The sequence below is a fragment of the Caulobacter sp. 1776 genome, assembly GCF_040545685.1.
GTDB lineage: Bacteria > Pseudomonadota > Alphaproteobacteria > Caulobacterales > Caulobacteraceae > Caulobacter.
In genome coordinates, this window is the sequence record NZ_JBEPMI010000001.1 from 866063 (window position 1) to 886632 (window position 20570).

General features: G+C 68.6%; 23 protein-coding genes. 13 read left to right on the top strand and 10 right to left on the bottom strand.

Going from position 1 to position 20570, the window contains the following annotated elements; translation table 11 throughout:
• Positions 1 to 13: 13 nt before the first annotated feature.
• Both ABIC66_RS03985 and ABIC66_RS03990 read left to right on the top strand, forming a co-directional pair.
• A complete protein-coding gene (locus ABIC66_RS03985; RefSeq protein WP_354068083.1) occupies positions 14 to 1627 on the top strand; it encodes a DHA2 family efflux MFS transporter permease subunit in 1614 nt (537 codons plus the stop codon).
• Positions 1627 to 2235 (top strand): TetR/AcrR family transcriptional regulator, encoded by a 609-nt coding sequence (locus ABIC66_RS03990; RefSeq protein WP_354068084.1) that lies wholly within the window; start codon positions 1627 to 1629, stop codon positions 2233 to 2235. The genes ABIC66_RS03985 and ABIC66_RS03990 overlap by 1 nt, the downstream gene beginning before the upstream one ends.
• Before the next feature lie 6 nt (positions 2236 to 2241).
• Here the strand turns inward: ABIC66_RS03990 and ABIC66_RS03995 are convergent, their stop codons facing one another.
• From ABIC66_RS03995 to ABIC66_RS04015, 5 genes are all read right to left on the bottom strand, one after another.
• Positions 2242 to 3057: an enoyl-ACP reductase FabI gene (locus ABIC66_RS03995; protein WP_354068085.1), complete on the bottom strand. Its 816-nt coding sequence runs from the start codon at positions 3055 to 3057 to the stop codon at positions 2242 to 2244.
• Between the two features lie 76 nt (positions 3058 to 3133).
• Positions 3134 to 5035 carry an O-linked N-acetylglucosamine transferase, SPINDLY family protein gene (locus ABIC66_RS04000; protein ID WP_354068086.1) on the bottom strand — a complete coding sequence of 634 codons (1902 nt, stop codon included), beginning with the start codon at positions 5033 to 5035 and terminating at the stop codon, positions 3134 to 3136.
• A gap of 18 nt (positions 5036 to 5053) precedes the next feature.
• Positions 5054 to 6268: a beta-ketoacyl-ACP synthase I gene (gene fabB, locus ABIC66_RS04005; RefSeq protein ID WP_354068087.1), complete on the bottom strand. Its 1215-nt coding sequence runs from the start codon at positions 6266 to 6268 to the stop codon at positions 5054 to 5056.
• Between the two features lie 86 nt (positions 6269 to 6354).
• The gene (gene fabA, locus ABIC66_RS04010) at positions 6355 to 6870 is read right to left on the bottom strand and encodes a 3-hydroxyacyl-[acyl-carrier-protein] dehydratase FabA (RefSeq protein WP_047413814.1); all 516 of its coding nucleotides are present in this window, start codon (positions 6868 to 6870) and stop codon (positions 6355 to 6357) included.
• A 59-nt stretch (positions 6871 to 6929) separates the two neighbouring features.
• The gene (locus tag ABIC66_RS04015; protein ID WP_354068088.1) at positions 6930 to 7478 is read right to left on the bottom strand and encodes an SH3 domain-containing protein; all 549 of its coding nucleotides are present in this window, start codon (positions 7476 to 7478) and stop codon (positions 6930 to 6932) included.
• A 72-nt stretch (positions 7479 to 7550) separates the two neighbouring features.
• Between ABIC66_RS04015 and ABIC66_RS04020 the strand changes: the two genes are divergently transcribed.
• Positions 7551 to 8537 carry a 2-hydroxyacid dehydrogenase gene (locus ABIC66_RS04020; protein WP_354068089.1) on the top strand — a complete coding sequence of 329 codons (987 nt, stop codon included), beginning with the start codon at positions 7551 to 7553 and terminating at the stop codon, positions 8535 to 8537.
• 3 nt (positions 8538 to 8540) lie between these two features.
• On the opposite strand, the gene ABIC66_RS04025 is transcribed toward ABIC66_RS04020, so the two are convergent.
• Together ABIC66_RS04025 and ABIC66_RS04030 are read right to left on the bottom strand one after the other, a co-directional pair.
• Positions 8541 to 9497, bottom strand: a complete 957-nt coding sequence (locus ABIC66_RS04025; protein ID WP_354068090.1) for an alpha/beta fold hydrolase — start codon at positions 9495 to 9497, stop codon at positions 8541 to 8543.
• 68 nt (positions 9498 to 9565) lie between these two features.
• Positions 9566 to 10318, bottom strand: a complete 753-nt coding sequence (locus ABIC66_RS04030) for a HesA/MoeB/ThiF family protein (RefSeq protein ID WP_354068091.1) — start codon at positions 10316 to 10318, stop codon at positions 9566 to 9568.
• Between the two features lie 5 nt (positions 10319 to 10323).
• On the opposite strand from ABIC66_RS04030, the gene hslV reads away from it, so the two are divergent.
• From hslV to hslU, 3 genes are all read left to right on the top strand, one after another.
• Positions 10324 to 10923 (top strand): ATP-dependent protease subunit HslV, encoded by a 600-nt coding sequence (gene hslV / locus ABIC66_RS04035; protein ID WP_354068092.1) that lies wholly within the window; start codon positions 10324 to 10326, stop codon positions 10921 to 10923.
• 68 nt (positions 10924 to 10991) lie between these two features.
• Positions 10992 to 11846 (top strand): DUF4440 domain-containing protein, encoded by an 855-nt coding sequence (locus ABIC66_RS04040; protein ID WP_354068093.1) that lies wholly within the window; start codon positions 10992 to 10994, stop codon positions 11844 to 11846.
• Complete coding sequence (hslU, locus tag ABIC66_RS04045) at positions 11843 to 13135, top strand: ATP-dependent protease ATPase subunit HslU (protein WP_354068094.1); 1293 nt, start codon at positions 11843 to 11845, stop codon at positions 13133 to 13135. The genes ABIC66_RS04040 and hslU overlap by 4 nt, the downstream gene beginning before the upstream one ends.
• 16 nt (positions 13136 to 13151) lie before the next feature.
• Here the strand turns inward: hslU and ABIC66_RS04050 are convergent, their stop codons facing one another.
• Both ABIC66_RS04050 and ABIC66_RS04055 read right to left on the bottom strand, forming a co-directional pair.
• Positions 13152 to 14060, bottom strand: coding sequence for a methylated-DNA--[protein]-cysteine S-methyltransferase (locus tag ABIC66_RS04050; protein ID WP_354068095.1), 909 nt, complete (start codon positions 14058 to 14060; stop codon positions 13152 to 13154).
• Positions 14061 to 14118: 58 nt separating this feature from the next.
• Positions 14119 to 14595 carry a DUF2244 domain-containing protein gene (locus tag ABIC66_RS04055; RefSeq protein ID WP_354068096.1) on the bottom strand — a complete coding sequence of 159 codons (477 nt, stop codon included), beginning with the start codon at positions 14593 to 14595 and terminating at the stop codon, positions 14119 to 14121.
• Between the two features lie 81 nt (positions 14596 to 14676).
• Here ABIC66_RS04055 and nth point away from each other — a divergent pair, with 81 nt between their 5' ends.
• A complete protein-coding gene (nth, locus tag ABIC66_RS04060) occupies positions 14677 to 15372 on the top strand; it encodes an endonuclease III (RefSeq protein WP_354068097.1) in 696 nt (231 codons plus the stop codon).
• Between the two features lie 92 nt (positions 15373 to 15464).
• On the opposite strand, the gene ABIC66_RS04065 is transcribed toward nth, so the two are convergent.
• Positions 15465 to 16322 carry an ATP-grasp domain-containing protein gene (locus tag ABIC66_RS04065; RefSeq protein ID WP_354068361.1) on the bottom strand — a complete coding sequence of 286 codons (858 nt, stop codon included), beginning with the start codon at positions 16320 to 16322 and terminating at the stop codon, positions 15465 to 15467.
• 145 nt (positions 16323 to 16467) lie between these two features.
• On the opposite strand from ABIC66_RS04065, the gene ABIC66_RS04070 reads away from it, so the two are divergent.
• Genes ABIC66_RS04070 through ABIC66_RS04095 form a run of 6 tightly spaced genes read left to right on the top strand, consistent with a single transcriptional unit; the run spans position 16468 to position 20537 of the window.
• Positions 16468 to 17457 (top strand): adenosine kinase, encoded by a 990-nt coding sequence (locus ABIC66_RS04070; protein WP_354068098.1) that lies wholly within the window; start codon positions 16468 to 16470, stop codon positions 17455 to 17457.
• Between the two features lie 6 nt (positions 17458 to 17463).
• Positions 17464 to 18054 carry an imidazoleglycerol-phosphate dehydratase HisB gene (gene hisB, locus ABIC66_RS04075; RefSeq protein WP_047413828.1) on the top strand — a complete coding sequence of 197 codons (591 nt, stop codon included), beginning with the start codon at positions 17464 to 17466 and terminating at the stop codon, positions 18052 to 18054.
• A gap of 11 nt (positions 18055 to 18065) precedes the next feature.
• On the top strand, positions 18066 to 18707 hold the full coding sequence (gene hisH, locus ABIC66_RS04080) for an imidazole glycerol phosphate synthase subunit HisH (protein ID WP_354068099.1): 642 nt from the start codon (positions 18066 to 18068) through the stop codon (positions 18705 to 18707).
• Complete coding sequence (hisA, locus tag ABIC66_RS04085; protein ID WP_354068100.1) at positions 18695 to 19429, top strand: 1-(5-phosphoribosyl)-5-[(5-phosphoribosylamino)methylideneamino]imidazole-4-carboxamide isomerase; 735 nt, start codon at positions 18695 to 18697, stop codon at positions 19427 to 19429. The genes hisH and hisA overlap by 13 nt, the downstream gene beginning before the upstream one ends.
• Positions 19429 to 20214 carry an imidazole glycerol phosphate synthase subunit HisF gene (hisF, locus tag ABIC66_RS04090; protein WP_354068101.1) on the top strand — a complete coding sequence of 262 codons (786 nt, stop codon included), beginning with the start codon at positions 19429 to 19431 and terminating at the stop codon, positions 20212 to 20214. The genes hisA and hisF overlap by 1 nt, the downstream gene beginning before the upstream one ends.
• Positions 20211 to 20537: a phosphoribosyl-ATP diphosphatase gene (locus ABIC66_RS04095; RefSeq protein ID WP_354068102.1), complete on the top strand. Its 327-nt coding sequence runs from the start codon at positions 20211 to 20213 to the stop codon at positions 20535 to 20537. The genes hisF and ABIC66_RS04095 overlap by 4 nt, the downstream gene beginning before the upstream one ends.
• Positions 20538 to 20570 lie beyond the last annotated feature (33 nt).

Genomic DNA, 20570 nt, shown 5'->3' on the forward strand with positions numbered 1-20570 from the left:
GGAGGGACGCGTCATGACCGACGCCGCCCTCCCCGCGTCCTCGGCCCCCGCCGCGCCGGCTCCCGCGGCGGCGCCCACGGCGGCGCAGGTCGATTGGACCAAGCTGTTCCTCGGTTTCGGGGCCATGGTCATCGGCCAGTTCATGGCCATTCTCGACATCCAGATCGTGGCGGCGTCGCTGCCGCAGATCCAGGCCGGCGTCGGGGCCAGCACCGACCAGATCAGCTGGATCCAGACCGCCTATCTGATCCCCGAGGTCGTGATGATCCCGCTGTCGGGCTATCTGTCGCGCCTGTGGGGCACCCAGCGCCTCTATCTGATCTCGTGCACCGGCTTCATCGTCATGAGCGTGCTGACGGGCCTCAGCTCGTCGATCGACATGATGATCCTGACCCGGGCCCTGCAGGGCTTCATCGGCGGGGCCATGATCCCGACCGTGTTCGCCGTGGCCTTCACCGCCTTCCCGCCCGAGCGGCGCATCACCGCCAGCGTGATCATGGGCCTGATCGTCACCCTGGCTCCGACCGTCGGCCCGACCCTGGGCGGCCACCTGACCGAGGCGCTGTCCTGGCGGTGGCTGTTCTTCATCAACGTCCCGACCGGGTTGGTGGTGCTATTCGGCGTCGCCCGCTGGGGCGAGTTCGACAAGGGCGATCCCAGCCTTTCCAAGGGCTTTGACTGGTTCGGCCTGGTGGTGATGGCGATCTTCCTGATGAGCATGCAGTACGTGCTGGAGGAAGGCGCCAAGGACGACTGGTTCGACGACACCGGCATCCTGTGGCTGACCGTCGTGGCCGCGATCGGCGGCGCGCTGTTCATCTGGCGGCAGCTGACCTATCGCAATCCGATCGTCGAGCTGCGCGCCTTCGCCAACCGGAACTTCTCGGTCGGGGTGATGATGACCGCCGTGTCGGGCGCCAGCCTGTTCGGCGGCACCTTCCTTCTGCCGCAGTTCCTGGGCCGCGTGCGCCACTATTCGGCGTCCGAGGTCGGCACCACCATGATCGTCTCGGGCCTGTCGATGTTCCTGACCGGTCCGATCGCCGGCCGTCTGGTGCGTAAGACGGACCCGCGCATCCCGATGTGCATCGGCTTCATTCTGGCCGGCTGGGGCATGTACATGGCCCACGGCGTGACCAAGGACTGGGGATTCTGGGAATTCGCCGGCGTTCAGGCTTGCCGCGGCGTCGGGGTCATGATCGCCATGATCGCCACCCAGCAGGTCACGATGAGCACCCTGCCGCCGCACATGGTCAAGAACGCCTCCGGCCTCGTGAACCTGGCCCGCAACACCGGCGGCGCCATCGGCCTCGCCTTGTTGGCGACCTCGATCAGCCAGCAGACGGCGCTCTATTACGACGACATGTCGTCGAAGCTCACCACGGGCAGCGCCGGGGCGGCGTCGATGATGGCCGGCCTGGCCGCGCGCATGGCCCAGCTCGGCGTCTCGGACCCCGACGGCGCGGCGCGCAAGGCCTTCTCCGGCTTCCTGCAGCAGCAGGCCACCGTGATGGCGTTCGGCGACAGCTTCACCCTGCTGGCCATCGGCTGCTTCGTCGCGGCCGGCGTCTCGCTGCTGGCCCGACCCGCCGCCAACGCCCCGCCGCCGCCTTCGGACGCCCACTGATGCCCCGCGTCCCCGGACAGATCGACGTCGCCAAGACCGAAGCCATCCTCGACGCCGCCGTCGAGGTGATCGGCGAGCGCGGCCTCTCGGCCCCTATGGAGGCGATCGCCCGCCGCGCGGGGGTGTCCAAGCAGACGGTGTACAACCACTACGGCTCCAAGGCGGAGCTGATGCGAGCCCTGATGCAGCGCCGGGTCGAGGCCATCACCGCGTCGCTGCGCGAGCCCGGCGCCGTCGACAACCCGACCGCCGCCCTGGAGGCCTATGCCCGCTCGGTGCTGGAGACGGTGATCACCGGCAAGAAATATTCGATGCTACGGGTGATCATCCTGGGTTCGGGCGAGTTGCCCGACGTCGCCCGAGAGATTTTCGAGGCCGGTCCCCTCGCCGCGCGCCGGCAGCTGGCGGCGTTCCTGAAGACCGAGACCGAGCTTGGCCGCATGAAGGTCGAGGACTTCGAACAAGCCGCCGAGTTCTTCTCCGGCATGGTCATGGGCCAGAGCCAGCTGCGCTCGCTGCTGCGCCTGCCGTCCGACAAGACCCCGGAACAATACGGCCGCCTCGCGCGGGAGGCGGCCGAAAGGTTCATGCGGGCCTACGCCCCGTAAGGGCGCTTAAGCTTCTTCAGCGTCCGGCATGCCCATCATGTGGAAGCCGGCGTCGACGTGGACGACTTCGCCCGTGGTCGACTTGCCCAGATCCGAGGCCAGCCACAGGGCGCAGCCGGCGACGCCTTCCATCGAGGTGTCCTCCTTCATCGCGCTGAACGCGCGGCCCTGGGCGATCATGCCGCGGCCGCCGGCGATGCCGGCCAGGGCCAGGGTGCGCATGGCGCCGGCCGAGATGGCGTTGGCGCGGATGCCCTTGGGACCCAGGTCGCGGGCGATGTAGCGGGTCGAGGCTTCCAGGGCCGCCTTGGCCACGCCCATGGTGTTGTAGTTCGGGATGGTCCGCTCCGACCCTAGATAGGTCATGGTGATCAGCGAACCGCCGTTGGGCATGATCTTGCTGGCGCGCTTGGCCACGTCGACGAAGCTGAAGGCCGAAATGTTCATCGCCAGCAGGAAGCCTTCGCGGGTCGTGTTGTCCACGAACGAGCCCTTCAGCTCGTTCTTGTTGGCGAAGGCCACCGAGTGGACGACGAAGTCCAGGGTCCCGAACGCCTTCTCGATCTCGGCGAAGGCCGCGTCCATCGAGGCGTCGTCGGTGACGTCGCAGGGGATCATCGTCTTGACGCCGATGCTTTCGGCCAGCGGCCGCACGCGGCGCTCCAGTTCCTCGCCCTGATAGGTGAAGGCCATCTCGGCGCCTTGGGCGGCCAGCTGGCTGGCGATGCCCCAGGCGATCGAGTTGTGGTTGGCCACGCCCATGACGAGGCCCTTCTTGCCCCGCATCAGCTCGCCCTTGGGGAACGCGTAATCGTCGGCCATGTGTCGGGCCCTCTTTCGTAAATCGTTGACCGTGGTTAGCAGGGGCCGGCGCGGTGCGGAACCCTTTCCGGTCCGATCAGCGGACGGCTATACCCGCGAAGGCGGCCTCCAGCGACCGGGCGAAGGCCGTCGGGTCGAAGACGGCCGAGGTCTTCAGGGCCTCGCTCAGGCGAGCCTTCAGCGCCGCGAGCGCCGCCGGATCGGCGGCGAGGCCGACGGCCTTGGCGACGTAGTCGGCCTGGGTGGACGCGATCAGATCCGGCAGGTCCAGCGCCGTCAGCAGGCTGGCGCCGACCCGGCTGGCGAAACTGGCCCCGGGCAAGGTCAGGACCGGTATGGCCATCCGCAAGGCGTCGCTGGCCGTGGTGTGGGCGCCGTAGGGCCAGGTGTCGAGGACCAGGTCGGCCAGGGCGTGACGGGCCAGATGCTGGGCGTGCGGCGTGGGTTCCGCGAAGACCAGACGCTCCGGCGCCACCCGGGCCTGGACCGCGTGGGCCCGAAGATTATCGGCCGCCCCCGGCGCGCCGGCATAGAGCCAGAGCACGCCGCCGGGCGCGGCCTTCAGGATCGCCATCCAGGCCGCGAAGGTGTCCGGCGTGATCTTGGCCGGATTGTTGAAGCAGCAGAAGACGAAGGCGTCGTCCGGCAGACCCGCCTCGGCGCGGCTGGGCGGCGGTAGGGCCGGCCCAAGGGCGTCGTTGGGCTGGTAGAGCGGCAGGCGCGCCACCGCCTCGGACCAGTCCGACTCCGCGCCCGGCGGAAGGGTCACGGCGTCGGCGATGACGATATCGGCATGGGCGCCGAGCGTGCCCGGATAGCCCAGCCAGCTGACCTGAACCGGCGCGGCGCGATGGGCCAGGATCCCGGGACGGCCGTCCTGGGTATAGCCTTTCAGATCGACGGCGATGTCGATCCCGCGCTCGCGGCACAGGGCCGAAACCGCCGCGTCGCTTAGGTTTCGAGCCTCGATCCAGTGCTCGAACGCGGCCTTCAGGCGCTCGCGCATCGAGCCGCGAAGATCGGGGCCATACGAGACGGCGAAGATCTCGAACCGCGATCGATCATGCGCTTCCAGGACGCCCGCTAACAGGCGCGCGGTGGCGTGCTCGTGCAGGTCGGACGACAGATAGGCCACGCGGATCCGCTCGCCTGGCGGTCGAACCGGCCATACCGGCGCGACGGCCGGCGGCGCCGTCAGCTCGGCGCAGCGGCGGTGGAGGGCTGGAATGTCGAACAGCGCCAAGGCCGCGAATGGCGACACGCCCGGCCGGCCCAGCTTCAGGTCCGCCTTGACCAGCATGTCCAGCGCCGCGTCCTCGCTCCAGTCGCAGATCTGGCGGCGCGCCCACATCAGGTCGCCCGCCAGGCGCGGATGGAGCGGATCCAACTCCAGCACGGCCTCCAGATCCCGCGCCGCCTCGGCCGGGCGGTTTAGCAGCGACAGGAGGGCCGCGCGGTTGGCCAGGGCCTTCGCCGCGCGCGGGGCGGCGCGGACGGCGCGGTCGTGCGCCGCCAGGGCCGCGTCGAACCGGCCGAGATCGGTCAGGGCGATCCCGCGATTGCACAGCGCGTCGACGAAACCGGGATCAACGCCGAGCGCCGCATCGTAAGCCGCCAATGCCTTCTCGGCGTGGCCCAGTCGGCGGAAGGAGACGCCGAGCGCGTTGAGAACCAAGGGGTTTTCGGCGTCGGCCACCAGGGCCGCTTCCGCCGCGACCACCGCGTCCTCGTCTCGCGCCAGCGTGGTCAGGGCCAGGGCGCGCGCCGACAGTAAGCCGGGTCGCTTAGCATCCAACGCCAGGCCAGCCTCCAGGGCGACCAGCGCCGCTTCGGCTTGGTTCAGCCCCAGCCGCGAGACACCCAGCAGGTGCCAGGCCTCGACGCTGGGCGCCTCAACCACCAGCCGCTCGCATAGGGCGGCGGCCTCGGCCATTCGGCCGGCCTGATAGAGGGCGAAGGCGTCGCGGGCGGTCGACAAGGACGCGCCCCTTCCGCCTTAATCGACACGGCTGAAGATCAGCGTGCCGTTGGTGCCGCCGAAGCCGAAGCTGTTGGACATCACGGTCTCGAGCGGCTTGTCGACCCGCTGGCGCAGGATCGGCAGGTCGGCGAATTCGGGGTCCAGTTCCTCGATGTGGGCGCTCTCGGCCGCGAAGCCGTTGTTGAGCATCAGGATCGAATAGATGGCTTCCTGCGCACCGGCGGCGCCAAGGCTGTGGCCGGTCAGGGACTTGGTCGACGAGATCATCGGAGCCTTGTCGCCGAACACCTCGCGCACCGCGCCCATCTCCTTGCTGTCGCCGACCGGCGTCGAGGTGCCGTGCGGGTTCAGATAGTCGATCGTCCGGCCGCCGGCCTCGGCCATGGCCAACTTCATGCAGCGCGCCGCGCCCTCGCCGGACGGAGCGACCATGTCATAACCGTCGGAATTGGCCGCGTAACCGACCAGTTCGCCGTAGATCTTGGCCCCGCGCGCCTTGGCGTGTTCGTACTCTTCCAGCACCACGACGCCGGCCCCGCCGGCGATCACGAAGCCGTCGCGCGCCTTGTCGTAGGCGCGGCTGGCCACCGCCGGGCGGTCGTTGAAGTTGCTGCTCATGGCGCCCATGGCGTCGAACAGGTTCGACAGGGTCCAGTCCAGCTCCTCGCAGCCGCCAGCGAAGACGATGTCCTGCTTGCCCAGCTGGATCTGCTCGGCGCCCGCGCCGATGCAGTGGGCGCTGGTCGCGCAGGCCGAGCTGATCGAATAGTTGATCCCGCGGATCTTGAACCAGGTCGACAGCACCGCCGACGGGCCCGAGCTCATGGCCTTGGGCACCGCGAACGGACCGATCCGCTTAGGACCCTTTTCCTTGGTCGTGGCGGCGGCCTGAACGATGATGCTGGTCGACGGACCGCCCGAACCGACGATCAGGCCCGTGCGTTCGTTCGAGATCTCGCTCTCTTCCAGGCCGGAGTCGGCGATCGCCTGTTCCATGGCGATGTGAGCATAGGCCAGGCCGGGCGACAGGAACCGCGCCGCGCGACGGTCGACCAGCGGCTCCCACTCGATCTGGGGCGCGGCGTGGACCTGGCAGCGAAAACCCAGCTCGGCGTATTCAGGGGCGGCGACCACCCCCGACTTGGCCTCGCGCAGCGACGCCAGGACTTCATTGGCGTTGTTGCCGATGGACGAGACGATCCCCAGTCCGGTGACGACGACGCGACGCATGCTTTAATCCTCTTCTCCCCCCAATCCACCGGGGGCCCGGCTCTCTAACGGCCGGTCTCGTCCAATGGATCTCTGTTTCTAGCGGATCAAGACGCCATCTGCTCGGCCGTGAACAGGCCGACCTTCAGGTCCTTGGTTTCGTAGATCACCTTGCCATCCGCTTCCAACACGCCTTCGCCGATTCCCATGACCAGCTTGCGCATGATGACCCGCTTCAGGTCGATCTTATAGACGACTTTCTTCACGTCCGGGGTGACCTGGCCGGTGAACTTCACCTCGCCGACGCCCAGGGCGCGGCCGCGGCCGGGCGCGCCCGACCAGCCGAGGAAGAAGCCGACCAGCTGCCACATGGCGTCCAGGCCCAGGCAGCCGGGCATGACGGGGTCGCCGATGAAGTGGCAGCCGAAAAACCAGAGGTCGGGATTGATGTCGAACTCGGCCTCGACATAGCCCTTGCCGTACTTGCCGCCGTCGGACTCGATCCGCACGATCCGGTCGAACATCAGCATCGGCGGGGCCGGAAGCTGAGCGTTGCCGGGACCGAACAGCTCGCCACGGCCGCAAGCCAGGAGTTCTTCGAAGGTATAGGCGTTCTTCTGCATGGGGACGCCCTAGCACGGCGGCGGGTCAGGTCTCAACGTTTCCCTGTAAGGGGGCGTTCCTAGTCCTTGTGGCATTGGACCGCCGGGTCGGCGCCCCAAATGTCGCTTTCCTTGGCCCAGCCCGAGGAGCCGTCGGCCCGCAGTCGACACCAGCCCTTCTCGCATTTGTCGAGACCGGCGATCGAATGGCCCTTCAGATAGGCGCTGACCTTGGCCCCGGCCTTGGGCGCGCTGAGCAGGGGCAAATTAGTCGGCTGCACCCGCATGGCCGAGCGTCGGCCGTCGGTGGTGCGCTTGTGCACCCAAGCCAGCCCCCCTTCCGGATCGCAGATCCGCCGCCACTCGCGCGTTTCGGCCACCACCTGCACCGGCAGGCCCTTGGCATGGTAGATCCACAGCAGCTGGTGGGCCTCGTCCGGACCGTTGCGCGCATTGACCTCGGCGTATTTCAGCGAGACGTAGCGCGGCACCTCCAGACCTGAGGGGGTGATCTTCGGACCCTCCGCCAGCGCCCGCCCGGCCAAGGTCGCCACAATTCCGGCCAGGGCCAGGGCGAAACCGCTCCTGGAGCCGGGACGAGACGAACGTTGTTCTGATTTCGACGGCATGTTGCTTGGCCCCTCCGGGCCCCTTTGCTACAGCTTTCAAACGCCCGTCAGTGAGAGCTTTTCAAACCGCCCATGGCCGCCCGCAAGCTCAAAGTCATCGTCACCCGCAAACTCCCCGATCCGGTGGAGACGCGGATGTGCGAACTGTTCGACACCGAACTGAACGTCTCCGACAAACCCTTGACGGCGGATGAACTGGTCGACGCCATGAGCCGGGCCGACGTGCTGGTGCCGACGATCACCGACCGTATCGACTCCCGTCTTCTGTCGCGATCCGGCGATCGGCTCAAGCTGATCGCGAATTTCGGGGCCGGCGTGGACAATATCGATGTCGCGACGGCCAACGCGCGCGGCATCATCGTCACAAATACCCCCGGCGTGCTGACCGAAGACACCGCCGATCTGACCATGACCTTGATCATGGCCGCCTCGCGCCGGATCGTCGAAGGCGCCGAGGTCGTGAAGGCCGGCGGCTTCAACGGCTGGTCGCCGACCTGGATGCTGGGCCGCCGCCTGTGGGGCAAGCGGCTGGGGATCATCGGCATGGGCCGCATCGGCCAAGCCGTGGCCCGGCGGGCCAAGGCCTTCGGCATGCAGGTGCACTACCACAATCGCAAGCCGGTCAGTCCGCGCATCGCCGAGGAGCTGGGCTGCACCTACTGGGAAAGCCTCGACCAGATGCTGGCCCGGATGGATTTCGTGTCGGTCAACTGCCCGCACACCCCGGCCACCTACCACCTGCTGTCGGCTCGCCGGCTGAAGTTGCTGCGGCCGCATGCGGTGCTGGTCAACACCGCCCGGGGCGAGGTGATCGACGAGGGCGCCCTGGCCAACATGCTGGCGCGCGGCGAACTGGCCGGCGCGGGCCTGGACGTCTACGAGCACGAGCCCGCGATCAATCCCAAGCTCCTGAAGCTGCCCAACGTCGTGCTGCTGCCTCACATGGGCTCGGCCACGATCGAGGGCCGCGTCGATATGGGCGAGAAGGTCATCGTCAACGTCAAGACCTTCATGGACGGCCACCGCCCGCCGGACCGGGTGATCCCGTCAATGTTGTAGGACTCAAGGCTTAGCCGGATGCGCGGTCAGCCAGGCCTTCAGATCGTCGGCCGAGCGTTGCGGGATCTGTTCCATCGGCACGTGGCCGATACCCGGATAGAGGATCAGGGTCGCGCCCGGTATGGCCTGGTGGAATTTCTCGCCGTCGGCGGCCGGGATCAGCCGGTCGTCCTGGCCGAACATCACCAGGGTCGGGATGTGGATCCGCGACAGGTCCTGGACCGTGGCGACGCGGCGCGGCCGCTGGCCCAGCAGGATGTCGCGGTGACCCGGACCTCGCGCCAACTCGACATAGCGATCGACCAGGGCCGGGGTGACGAGCTTGGGTTCAATATAGGCCGCCCGCAGGCCCTGGATCATCAGCGGGCGGATCTCGATGTCCCTCAGCACCCGTCGGCCGACCGGATTGCCGAGGAACTTGAAGATCATCGCCCCGCCCCGGCCGGGCGTCGGCCAGCCGGCGGCGTCGACCAGGACCAAGCGTTCCACCCGATCGGGATGGTCTAGCGCATAGGTCCATGCCACCTCGCCACCCATGGAATTGCCGCCGAGGGTGAAGCGGGTCAGCCCGAGCCGCCGGGTCAGATCGTCGACCACCGCCTCGTAGCCGTCAGGTCGGACGACATAGGCGCCGCTGGTCCGGGTCAGGCCGTGGCCGGGCAGGTCGAGGACCACCACGCGGTAATCCGCCGACAGCGCCTTGGTCCAGCTATCCCAGGCATGGGTCGAGGCGCCGAAACCGTGGACCAGCACCATGGCCGGCGCATCGCGCGGCCCGACGTCGCGATAGTGGACCCGCACGCCGCCGGGCAGGTCCGCGTATCGCGAATCCGCATAGCCATACCGCGTCTCGAGCGTGGCGTAGGGTATGTCGGGCCTTTGCAGTAGCAGCCACCCGACCGTCGCCAGGACGACGATCAGCACCAGGGCGGTCGCCAGACCGCGCGCCAGCGTCTTCATCTCGCCCTCTCCCCTGCGATCTGGACGCCCATCTCAGAGCTTCAGCGAACGATGTTCCGCCACCGCCGTCAAGCGCCGCAAGCCGTACAATGGGGATCGGCCCCGATCCGCACCGTCCGGGTCTCGGCCGCCAGGGCGTCGTAGATCAAGAGCTTGCCAGACAAGGGTTCGCCCGCTCCAGCGACCAGCTTGACCGCTTCCAGCGCCATCATCGACCCGATCACCCCGGCCAGGGCTCCGACCACCCCGACCAGGGCGCAGGTCTCGGCGTCCGGCGGCGTCTCGGGCACTAGGCAGCGATAGCAGGGCTGGCCATGAAACACCCCGACCTGACCCGTCCAACGGCCCAGCGCGCCGCTGACCAGGGGCTTGCCGTGGGCCAGGCAAGCGTCGCTGACGGCGAAGCGGGTGGCGAAGTCGTCGGTGCCGTCCAACACCAGGTCATACCGCGCCACGAGGTCGGCCGCGTTGGTCGCGTTCAGCCATACCGAGTGGGTCTCGACGCTCGTGTGCGGGTTCAGGGCCGACAGCCGCTCGACCGCCGCCTCGACCTTGGAGCGGCCGACATCGGCCGTGTCATAGAGAACCTGGCGCTGCAGGTTCGACAGCGAGACGGTGTCGGGATCGACCAGGCCGATCGTTCCGATCCCCGCCGCCGCCAGATATAGCGCCGCGGGCGCGCCCAGGCCGCCGGCCCCGACCACCAGCACTCGCGCGGCCTTCAGCTTCTGCTGGCCGGGCCCGCCGATCTCGCGCAGCACCAGGTGGCGGGCGTAGCGCTCGACTTCCCGCTGAGAGAAGCTTGTGTCCGAAAAACTCATGGCGCTTGACCCTCCGGCCCGGCCTCGCCACATGCGAAGCCATGCAAAGCTCGACTTCCTTCCCTGACTGGCACGGCACGACCATTCTGGCGGTGCGCAAGAACGGACAGACCGTGATCGCCGGCGACGGACAGGTCTCCATGGGCCAGACCGTCGTCAAGGGCAACGCCCGCAAGGTGCGGCGACTGGCCGGCGGCAAGGTGGTGGCGGGCTTCGCCGGGGCCACGGCTGACGCCTTCACCCTGATCGAGCGCCTGGAGGCCAAGCTGGAGCAGTATCCCGACCAGCTGGCCCGCGCCTGCGTCGACCTGGCCAAGGATTGGCGCACCGACCGCTACCTGCGCCGGCTGGAGGCCATGCTGCTGGTGGCCGACAGCACCGCCATCTACACCGTCACCGGCGTCGGCGACGTGCTGGAGCCGGGCGAAGCGGCCGACGGCAACGCGGTGGCGGCGATCGGCTCGGGCGGCAACTACGCCCTGGCGGCCGGCAAGGCCTTGATCGACCAGGACCTTTCGGCCGAGGCGATCGCCCGCAAGGCGATGGCCATCGCCGCCGAGATCTGCGTCTACACCAATGGCAACCTGACGGTCGAAAGCCTGTAGGCTTTCGTCGCAAACCAGGTGCGAAAACCTCGCCGGCGCCCAGGCTAGGGCCAGGGGAGGATTCTGCCATGTTCAAGACCATTGTGACCGCCGGCTTCGCGCTGGCCTTCGCCCACGCCGCCCAGGCCACGCCCAAACCGCCCGCCGCTCAGATCGAGGCCGCCGAACGGGCCTTCGCCGCCGACGGGCTGGCGATGGGCATCAAGGGCTCGTTCCTGAAGCACATGGCCGACGACGCCATCGTCTTCGATCCCGCGCCCGCCAGCGCCAAGGCGATCTATGGCGCGCGCCCGGGCCAGGGCGAGCCGAAGCTGGAATGGTGGCCAGCCTGGATCGTGGCCGCCAAGTCGGGAGACCTGGGCCTGTCGATCGGCCCCTCGGCGGTCAACGGCAAGCGTGGCGGCTGGTACGCCAGCATCTGGCGCAAGGATCCCGACGGCCAGTGGCGCTGGATCTATGACGGCGGCGGCGCGGCCAATGCCGAAGCAGCGCGGGGACCGGAGGCGCCGGCCATCATCGGTCCGATCGCCCAGTCTGGCGAGCTTTCGCCGGCCAAGGCGTTCGATGCGGTGCGGACCGCCGAGACCAAGCTCGCCGAAGCGGCTAGCCGCGACGCGCCCGGCGCCTACAAGGTCATGCTGGCCGACGACGCCCGCCTTCTAGGTCCGCGCGGCCTGCGCGCCCAAGCGCCGAACGCGATCCAGGCTCGCCTGGATCTTCGCCCCACGACCATGGCCTTGGCCATGCGCGGCGGCGGCGCGTCCAAGGCCGGCGACTTCGTCTGGACCCATGGCGAGGCTCATTGGCCAGAGATCGGAAAGGACGCGGGTCAAAATTCGGTCGCAGCCCACTATATGCATGTCTGGCAGAAGCGCCCCGATGGGTGGCGCCTTATCTTCGAGGCCCTGATCAACGACCGATGACTGAGTTTTCCCCCCGCGAGATCGTTTCCGAGCTGGACCGCTATATCGTCGGCCATACCGAGGCCAAGAAGGCCGTCGCCGTGGCCCTGCGCAATCGCTGGCGTCGTCGCCGGGTCCCCGCGGACCTGCGCGACGAGGTGACGCCCAAGAACATCCTGCTGATCGGCCCCACGGGCGTCGGCAAGACCGAGATCGCCCGCCGCCTGGCCAAGTTGGCCCAGGCCCCGTTCCTGAAGGTCGAGGCCACCAAGTTCACCGAGGTCGGCTATGTCGGCCGCGACGTCGACCAGATCGTCCGCGACCTGGTCGAGAGCGCCCTGGCCATGGTCCGCGACAAGCGCCGCGCGGCCGTGAAGGCCAAGGCCGAGGCCGCCGCCGAGGAGCGCATCCTCGACGCCATGACCGGCCCGGGCTCGACCGCGGCGCGGGACAGCTTCCGCAGGAAGCTGCGCGCCGGCGAGCTGGACGACAAGGAGATCGAGCTGCAGCTGGCCGACACCGGCGGCCAGAGCTTCGAGATCCCCGGCCAGCCGGGCGCGGCGGTGCTGAACCTGTCGGAGATGATGCGGTCCCTCGGCGGCGGTCGCACCAAGGCCCACAAGACCACCGTTTCCGCCGCCTGGACCCCGCTGATCGCCGAGGAGAGCGACAAGCTGCTGGACCAGGAGGCTCTGACCCAGGAAGCCCTGGAATTGGCCGAGAACCATGGCATCGTCTTCCTCGACGAGATCGACAAGGTCGCCAGCTCGTCGCAGCGCTCGGGCGCGGACGTGTCGCGCGAAGGCGTGCAGCGCGACTTGCTGCCGCTGATCGAGGGCACGACCGTCTCGACCAAGTACGGGCCGGTGAAGACCGACCACATCCTGTTCATCGCCTCGGGCGCGTTCCACGTCGCCAAGCCGTCGGACCTGCTGCCTGAACTTCAAGGCCGCCTGCCGATCCGCGTGGAACTGAAAGGCCTGTCGCGCGACGACATGCGCCGCATCCTGACCGAGCCGGAAGCTAATCTGATCCGCCAGCACCAGGCCCTGATGCTGACCGAGGGCGTGACCCTGACCTTCACCGACGAGGCGATCGACGCCCTGGCCGACGCGGCCGTGGCGGTGAACGGCTCGGTCGAAAACATCGGCGCCCGGCGGCTGCAAACGATTATGGAGAAGGTCGTCGAGGAGATCAGCTTCTCGGCCGCCGACCGCGGCGGTGAAACGGTCGCGATCGACGCGGCCTATGTGCAGGAGCGGATCGGCGCCCTGGCCGCGAACGCGGACCTGAGCCGGTTCATCCTCTAGCCTGGAATGGGCGCGGCTAAGCCGCGCCCTGTGCGGACACCGCCTCCAGGCCCAGCATCGCCGCCTTGCGGGCCAGGCCCCAGTGATAGCCCGTCAGGCGGCCGCTCTTGGCAATCGCCCGGTGGCACGGGATCAGCAGCGAGATCGGGTTGGCCCCGATCGCGCCGCCCGTGGCCTGGAACGCCTTGGGCTTGCCGGCCCAACAGGCGACCTGGCCATAGGTGGCCGTCTCGCCGGCCGGGATCTGCAGCAGCGCCTTCCAGACTTGGACATGGTAGGGCGAGCCGATCAGCACGATCGGCAAAGGCCCTTCCCCGCCCGCGAAGGCGTGGACGGCGGTGGCCAGGGCGGCCTCGTCGTCACGGCGCCAGTCGGCGGCCGGGAAACGGGCGTGCATGTCGGCGAACACGCTTTCGTCGTCGCCATCCGAGAAGGCCAGGCCCGCCAGGCCGCGGTCGGCCATCACGAACAGGCCCTTGCCGAACGGCGTCGGAGCCCAGCCCCAGCGCAGTCGCATACCGGCGCCGCGCCGGCGCACCTCGCCAGGGGTCGCGGCCTCCTGGGCGATAAACAGGTCGTGCAGGCGCGAAGGCCCCGACAGACCGGCGTCGAACGCCGCGTCCAGCACCGTGCCGCCGGCCTCCAGCGAACGCCGAGCCTCGGCATGGGCGATGGCCGAGACGAAGCTCTTGGGGCTGACCCCGGCCCAGCGGGTGAAGATGCGCTGGAAGTGGAACGGCGACAGGCCCACGGCCTGGGCCGCCTCGTCCAGCGAAGGGTGATCGGACCACCGCTCGGCCAGCCAGTCGAGCGCCTTGGCCATGCGGTGATAGTCGACCGAGCGTTCCGCCAGACGGACCAGCTCCTGGCCCGCGCTCTCGGGAATCGCCGTCGAAAGGGGGGATGCGTCGTATGCCATGGTCATAATTTACGCCCCTGGGATAACGGCGTCCGCCCGGTTCTTGCTGTCGGATTTTCGGCGGTCATGACCAACGCTCGCTGCGCGCCGCGCGGATCGCGTCCCGCAAGGCGTTGGCGAAGCTCAACCGCTCGTCGGGACTGAGCGAGCGGGCCAGGGTCAGGCGCTTGCGGTAGATCATCAGGCGCACGCGGGTCTCGTGCTCGCCCGGCTGATCGACGTCGACGCGGGTGAAGGCGGTCGGCGAGGTCCAGACGGTTCGCGCGCCCTTCTCGTCCTCGCGGCTGACCGTGACGGCCTCGGCGGTGACCCGCACGCGCTCGACCCGGCGAGCGGCGCGGTCGCTGGCGCGCAGGGCCAGCCAGAGCGCCAGCACGTCCAGGCCCAGGAACGGCAACACCGGCGGCGCGCCCAGCACCAGCAGGAAGATCGCCACGAGCACGTTGAACGCCATGACCACGCCCAGCAGCACCGCCGCGCCTTGCGGCGTCAGCGAGCGGTGCGGGGCGATCACGCGGTCCATGTAGATGGGCAGGGCCATGTCCCGAATTTAGGGGCCCGCCCGGCGCTTGGCGACCACCCTTCTTGGCGAGATGGGCGCATCACGGCATGGTCCCTGCCGATGGTCAAAGCCCCCGCGCCGAAAAAGAAAACGCCGCCCGCTAAGCGGATCAGCCCCGCCGAGCGCGAACGCGTCGAGGTGCTGTTCCAGCGCTTCGAGAGCCTGGAGCTGCGGCCCAAGACCGAATTGCACTATTCAAATCCCTACGAGCTGGTCACCGCCGTCGCCCTTTCGGCCCAGGCCACCGACGTCAGTGTCAACAAGGCGACCGACAAGCTGTTCAAGGTCGCCGACACGCCGCAGAAGATGCTCGAGCTCGGCGAGGCGGGACTGATCCCCTACATCGCCTCGATCGGCCTCTACCGCACCAAGGCCAAGAACGTCATCGCGACGGCCCACATCCTGATGGACAAGCACGGCGGCCAGGTCCCGCTGAACCGCGCCGACCTCGAGGCCCTGCCCGGCGTCGGCCGCAAGACCGCCAGCGTGGTGCTGAACGAGTTGGACATCGAACCGGCCATCGCGGTCGACACCCACGTCTTCCGGGTCTCGCACCGGCTAAAGCTATCGACCGGCAAGACGCCCGACGCGGTCGAGCAGGATCTGATGCGGATCGTGCCGCCGCCCTATCAGACCCGGGCGCACCACTGGCTGATCCTGCACGGTCGCTATGTCTGCGTGGCCAGGAAACCCAAATGCGAGATCTGCAAGATCAGCGACCTGTGCCCGTCGCGGGAGCTGTTCCTGGGCGCCTGACTTGCCCCCTCCGCGCTTCGCGCTCCGGTGCGAACCTTCTGCCCCCTCCGGGGGCGGACGACCGCGAAGCGGTCAGGTGGGGGCCTGCCGAGTTAGCCGATCGCCCGCGCCACCGCCGTCGCGAACGCCGCGCCGCCGTCGTGGGTGTGTTCCAGGAACAGGTCCGGCTCGATGACCTCCAGCTCCATCAGCTGCGGAGTGTGGTCCAGGCCCCGGATCAGGTCGACGCGGGCATAGGTCAGGACCGCGCCGGCCGCCTCCAGCACCATCTCCGCCGCGCGCAGGGCCTCGGGCTCGGGTGCGATCTCGCTGACCCGGCCGCCGAATTGCGGCTGGACGCGGAAGTCGCCGCCGACGGCGACCTTGGTTACCGCGTGGCTGAACTTGCCGTCGAAATAGAACAGCGACAGCTCGCCCTCTTCACCGACCGCGGGCAGGAAGGGCTGGATAAGGGCCGGCGAGGTCGGGCCGCCGTCCAGCGAGCCGTGACGCTTGACCCTGATCGTTTCGTGCGAACCGGCCGAGACCTGCGGCTTGACCACCACCTCGTCGACGCCGAAGGCGTCGAAGGCGGCCTGAACATGGTCCATCGTCAGCCGATCATGAGCATGGGTCGGCACGATCGGCGCACCCTTGGCGGCCAGCTCGACCAGATAGGTCTTGGTCGAGTTCCAGCGCAGCACCGCCGGCGGATTGGCCACGTTCGCGCCGGCCGCCTCCAAGGCGTCCAGCTTGGCGAACCATTCGGGCTGGCGGCCGTGATAGCCCCAGGCCAACACCGGCATGACCAGACGCGCCTGGTCCTTTTCGATCGCGTCCGTCCAGGGCTGGGCGGCGACGGTCAGGCCGTGGGCGCGCAGCGGGATCGCCAGGCGCTCGAACAGCCTCGCCCAGGCGTCGCCATAGCGATGCTCGTCTCGCGCGGGGACCAGGAGCAGAACGTCGACCATCGGTTTACTCATGCTTGATAGGACTTCGCAGCTGGGGTGTCGCCCGCCCCGGGGCAAGGCTCGCGTTGCCTTGGGCCGTCACTTCCTTTAATCGCCGTGCTGTTTGGCCCTTTGGCCCCGTTCTTTCAAAGGTTTGCTCCGCCCCATGACCGCGCTCTACGACGTCGCCGCCATCGGCAACGCCATCGTCGACGTCATCGCCCAATGCGACGACGCCTTCCTCGCGCGCGAAGGCCTGGTGAAGGGCTCGATGGCCTTGATCGATCCGGCGCGGGCAGCCAGCCTCTATGACGTGATGGCTTCGGCGATCGAGGCCTCGGGCGGCAGCGCCGCCAACACCGTCGCCGGCGTCGCCAGCTTCGGCGGCAAGGGCGCCTTCATCGGCAAGGTCGCCGACGACCAGCTGGGCGCGGTGTTCCGCCACGACATGAAGGCCATCGGTTGCCTGTTCACCACCCCGTCGCTGGCCGAGGGCCCGGCCACGGCCCAGAGTCTGATCAACGTCACGCCCGACGCCCAGCGCACCATGTCGACCTATCTGGGCGCCTGCGTGGAGCTGACCCCGGCCGACGTCGATCCGGCGATCATCGAGGCGGCCAAGTATTCCTATCTGGAAGGCTATCTGTTCGACCCCCCCGAAGCGCGCCGCGCCTTCGCCAAGGCCGCCGCGCTGAGCCACGGCGCCGGCCGCCAGATCTCCATGACCCTGTCGGACAGCTTCATGGTCGACCGCCATCGCGGCGCCCTGCTGGGCTTCATCGAGACCCAGTGCGACATTGTCTTCGCCAACGAGGACGAGGTCTGCTCGCTGTTCGAGACCACCGACTTCGACGCCGCCGTGAAGGCCCTGGCCGCGCGCAGCGAGATCGCCGCCATCACCCGCGGCGAAAAGGGTTCGGTGGTGGCCGCCGGCGGGCAGCTTTACGAAATCTCGGCCTATCCCGTGGAAAAAGTCGTGGACACGACCGGCGCGGGGGACCAATACGCGGCCGGTTTCCTCTACGGCCTCAGCCAAGGTCGCCCGCTTCCGGTCTGCGGCCAGCTGGGCTCTCTGGCCGCCGCCGAGGTGATCAACCACTACGGTCCGCGCCCGCAGGTCAGCCTGCGCGAGCTGGCCGCCCAAAACGGACTGTAGGATTCAATGGCCCGCACCGCTGAAGTGGTCCGCGAGACGAAGGAGACCCAGATCCGGGTCTGGATCGATCTCGACGGGACCGGCGCCTCGACGATCTCCACCGGCATTGGTTTCTACGACCATATGCTGGAGAGCTTCGCGCGCCACGGCGGCTTCGACCTGAAGGTCGAGACCAAGGGCGACCTGCACATCGACATGCACCACACGGTCGAGGACACCGGCATCGTGCTGGGTCAGGCGATCAACAAGGCGCTGGACGGCTTCAAGGGCATCCGGCGCTTCGGCCACGCCTATATCCCGATGGACGAGACCCTGACGCGCTGCGCCATCGATCTCTCCAATCGGCCGTATCTGATCTGGAAGGTCGACTTCAAGCGACCGAAGGTCGGCGAGATGGACACCGAGCTCTTCAAGGAGTTCCACCACGCGTTCGCGATGAACGTGGGGGCGTGCGTGCATCTGGAGACCCTGTACGGCGACAACACCCACCACGTAGCCGAAAGCGGCTTCAAGGCCCTGGCCCGGGCGCTGCGTCAGGCGGTCGAGATCGACCCGAAGACCGGCGGCCAGGCTCCGTCCACCAAGGGCGTGCTGTAGGAACCTGATTCATGCAGACCGTCGCCCTGATCGACTATGGGTCGGGCAACCTGCGTTCGGCCCAGAAGGCCCTGCGCGAGGCGGCCCGCCGCTCCGCGATCGACGCCGACATCGTTGTCACCGCTGATCCCGACCTTGTCGCCAAGGCCGATCGCGTCTTCTTGCCTGGCGTCGGGGCCTTCGCCTCCTGCCGCGCCGGGCTCGATGCGTCCGGTGTGTACGAGGCGATGAACACCGCCGTGCATGGTCGCGGCGTTCCGTTCATGGGCATCTGCGTCGGTCATCAGCTCCTGGCCACCGAGGGCCTGGAGTTCGGCGTCACGCCCGGCCTCGACTGGATCGCCGGCCAGGTGAAGAGGCTCGAACCGGCCGATCCGACGCTGACCATTCCACACATGGGCTGGAACGCCGTGACCCTGGTACGCGACCATCCTCTGTTCGCGGGCGTCGAAAGCGGCGCCCACATGTACTACGCCAACTCGTTCGCCCTGACGGCGGCCGACCCCGCCGACATCGTCGCGATCACCGACCACGGTGGTCCGTTCACGGCGGCGGTGGCCAAGGGCAATGTGGCGGGCGTACAGTTCCACCCCGAAAAATCCCAAGCCGCGGGGCTCGCCCTGCTCGCCAACTTCCTGGAATGGCGCCCATGATTCTCTATCCCGCCATCGACCTGAAGGACGGCCAGTGCGTGCGCCTGCTGCACGGCGACATGGAGAAGGCCACGATCTTCAACACCTCGCCCGCCGACCAGGCCCAGCGCTTCGTCAAGGACGGCTTCTCGTGGCTGCACGTCGTCGACCTGAACGGCGCCATCGAGGGCAAGTCGGTCAACACCGCCGCCGTGGAGTCGATCCTCGAGTCGATCTCGATCCCCGTGCAGCTGGGCGGTGGCATTCGCACGCTCGAAGGCGTCGAGGCCTGGATCGAGGCTGGCGTCAGCCGCGTGATCCTCGGCACCGTGGCCGTGCACGATCCCGAACTGGTCAAGAAAGCCGCGCGCCTATGGCCGGAACAGATCGCCGTGGCCGTCGACGTCCGTGACGGCAAGGTCGCGATCGACGGCTGGACCGGCCTGTCGGATCTGGACGCCATCACCTTGGGCAAGCGCTTCGAGGACGCCGGCGTCGCCGCCCTGATCGTCACCGACATCAGCCGCGACGGCGCGCTGACTGGCGTCAATGTCGAGGGCGTGGGCGAGCTGGCCGACGCGGTCTCGATCCCGGTCATCGCCTCGGGCGGGGTCGCCTCGGTGGCCGACATCGAGCGACTGAAGGCTCGCAAGGGCGTCGAGATCGCCGGCGCCATCCTGGGCCGCTCGCTCTACGCCGGCACGATCAAGCCGTCCGAAGCCTTGATCGCGGCGGTCGCCTGATGTTGAAGACCCGGATCATTCCCTGCCTCGACGTGAAGGACGGGCGGGTGGTCAAGGGGGTCAATTTCGTGGCCCTGCGCGACGCCGGCGACCCGGTGGAGCAGGCGCGGGCCTATGACGCGGCCGGCGCGGACGAGCTGATGTTCCTGGACATCACCGCGTCCAGCGAAGGCCGCGGCCTGATCCTCGACGTCATCTCGCGCACGGCCGAGGTCTGTTTCATGCCGGTCTCGGTGGGCGGGGGCGTGCGGCAGGTGTCGGACATGCGCCGCCTGCTGCTCGCGGGGGCCGACAAGGTCTCGACCAACACCGCCGCCGTCGAGAACCCCGACCTGATCGCCGCCGGCGCCGACGCGTTCGGCGCCCAATGCGTCGTCGTGGCGATCGACGCCAAGGCCCGCGAGGACGGCTCGGGCGGCTGGAACGTCTGGACCTATGGCGGCCGCAAGGACACCGGCATCGACGTGGTTGACTGGGCGGCGAAGGTCGTCGAGCGCGGCGCGGGCGAGATCCTGCTGACCTCGATGGACCGCGACGGCGCCAAGATCGGCTACGACATCCCGTTGCTGAAGGCCGTGACCGGCGCGGTGACCGTGCCCGTGATCGCTTCGGGCGGCGCCGGCAAAACCGAACACCTGGTGGAAGCCGCCCGCGACGGCCACGCCGCCGCCGTGCTGGCCGCCTCGATCTTCCACTTCGGCGAGATCAGTATCGGCGAGGCCAAGCGGGCCATGGCCGACGCCGGCATCCCTGTGCGCCTCGACGCGTCGAAGGGGGCCGCATGAGCGCCCGCCTGACCGCCGTCCTGGAACGCCTGGCCGCGACCATCGAGAGCCGCAAGGGCGGCGACCCGACCGCCTCCTACACCGCCAAGCTGCTGAACGATCCCGCCCTGGCCGCCAAGAAGCTGGGCGAGGAGGCCGTGGAGACGGTGATCGCGGCCGTTGGTCAGGGACCCGACGCCCTGGCCGCCGAGAGCGCCGACCTGCTGTACCACTGGCTGGCGCTGATGGCCGCGTCGGGCGTGTCGCTGGACGCGGTGGCCGAGAAGCTGGAAGCCCGCGAGGGCGTGTCCGGCATCGCCGAGAAAGCGTCGCGGAAGCGCTGACGTCTGCTTGACGACCCCGGTCGCCTTTCGACC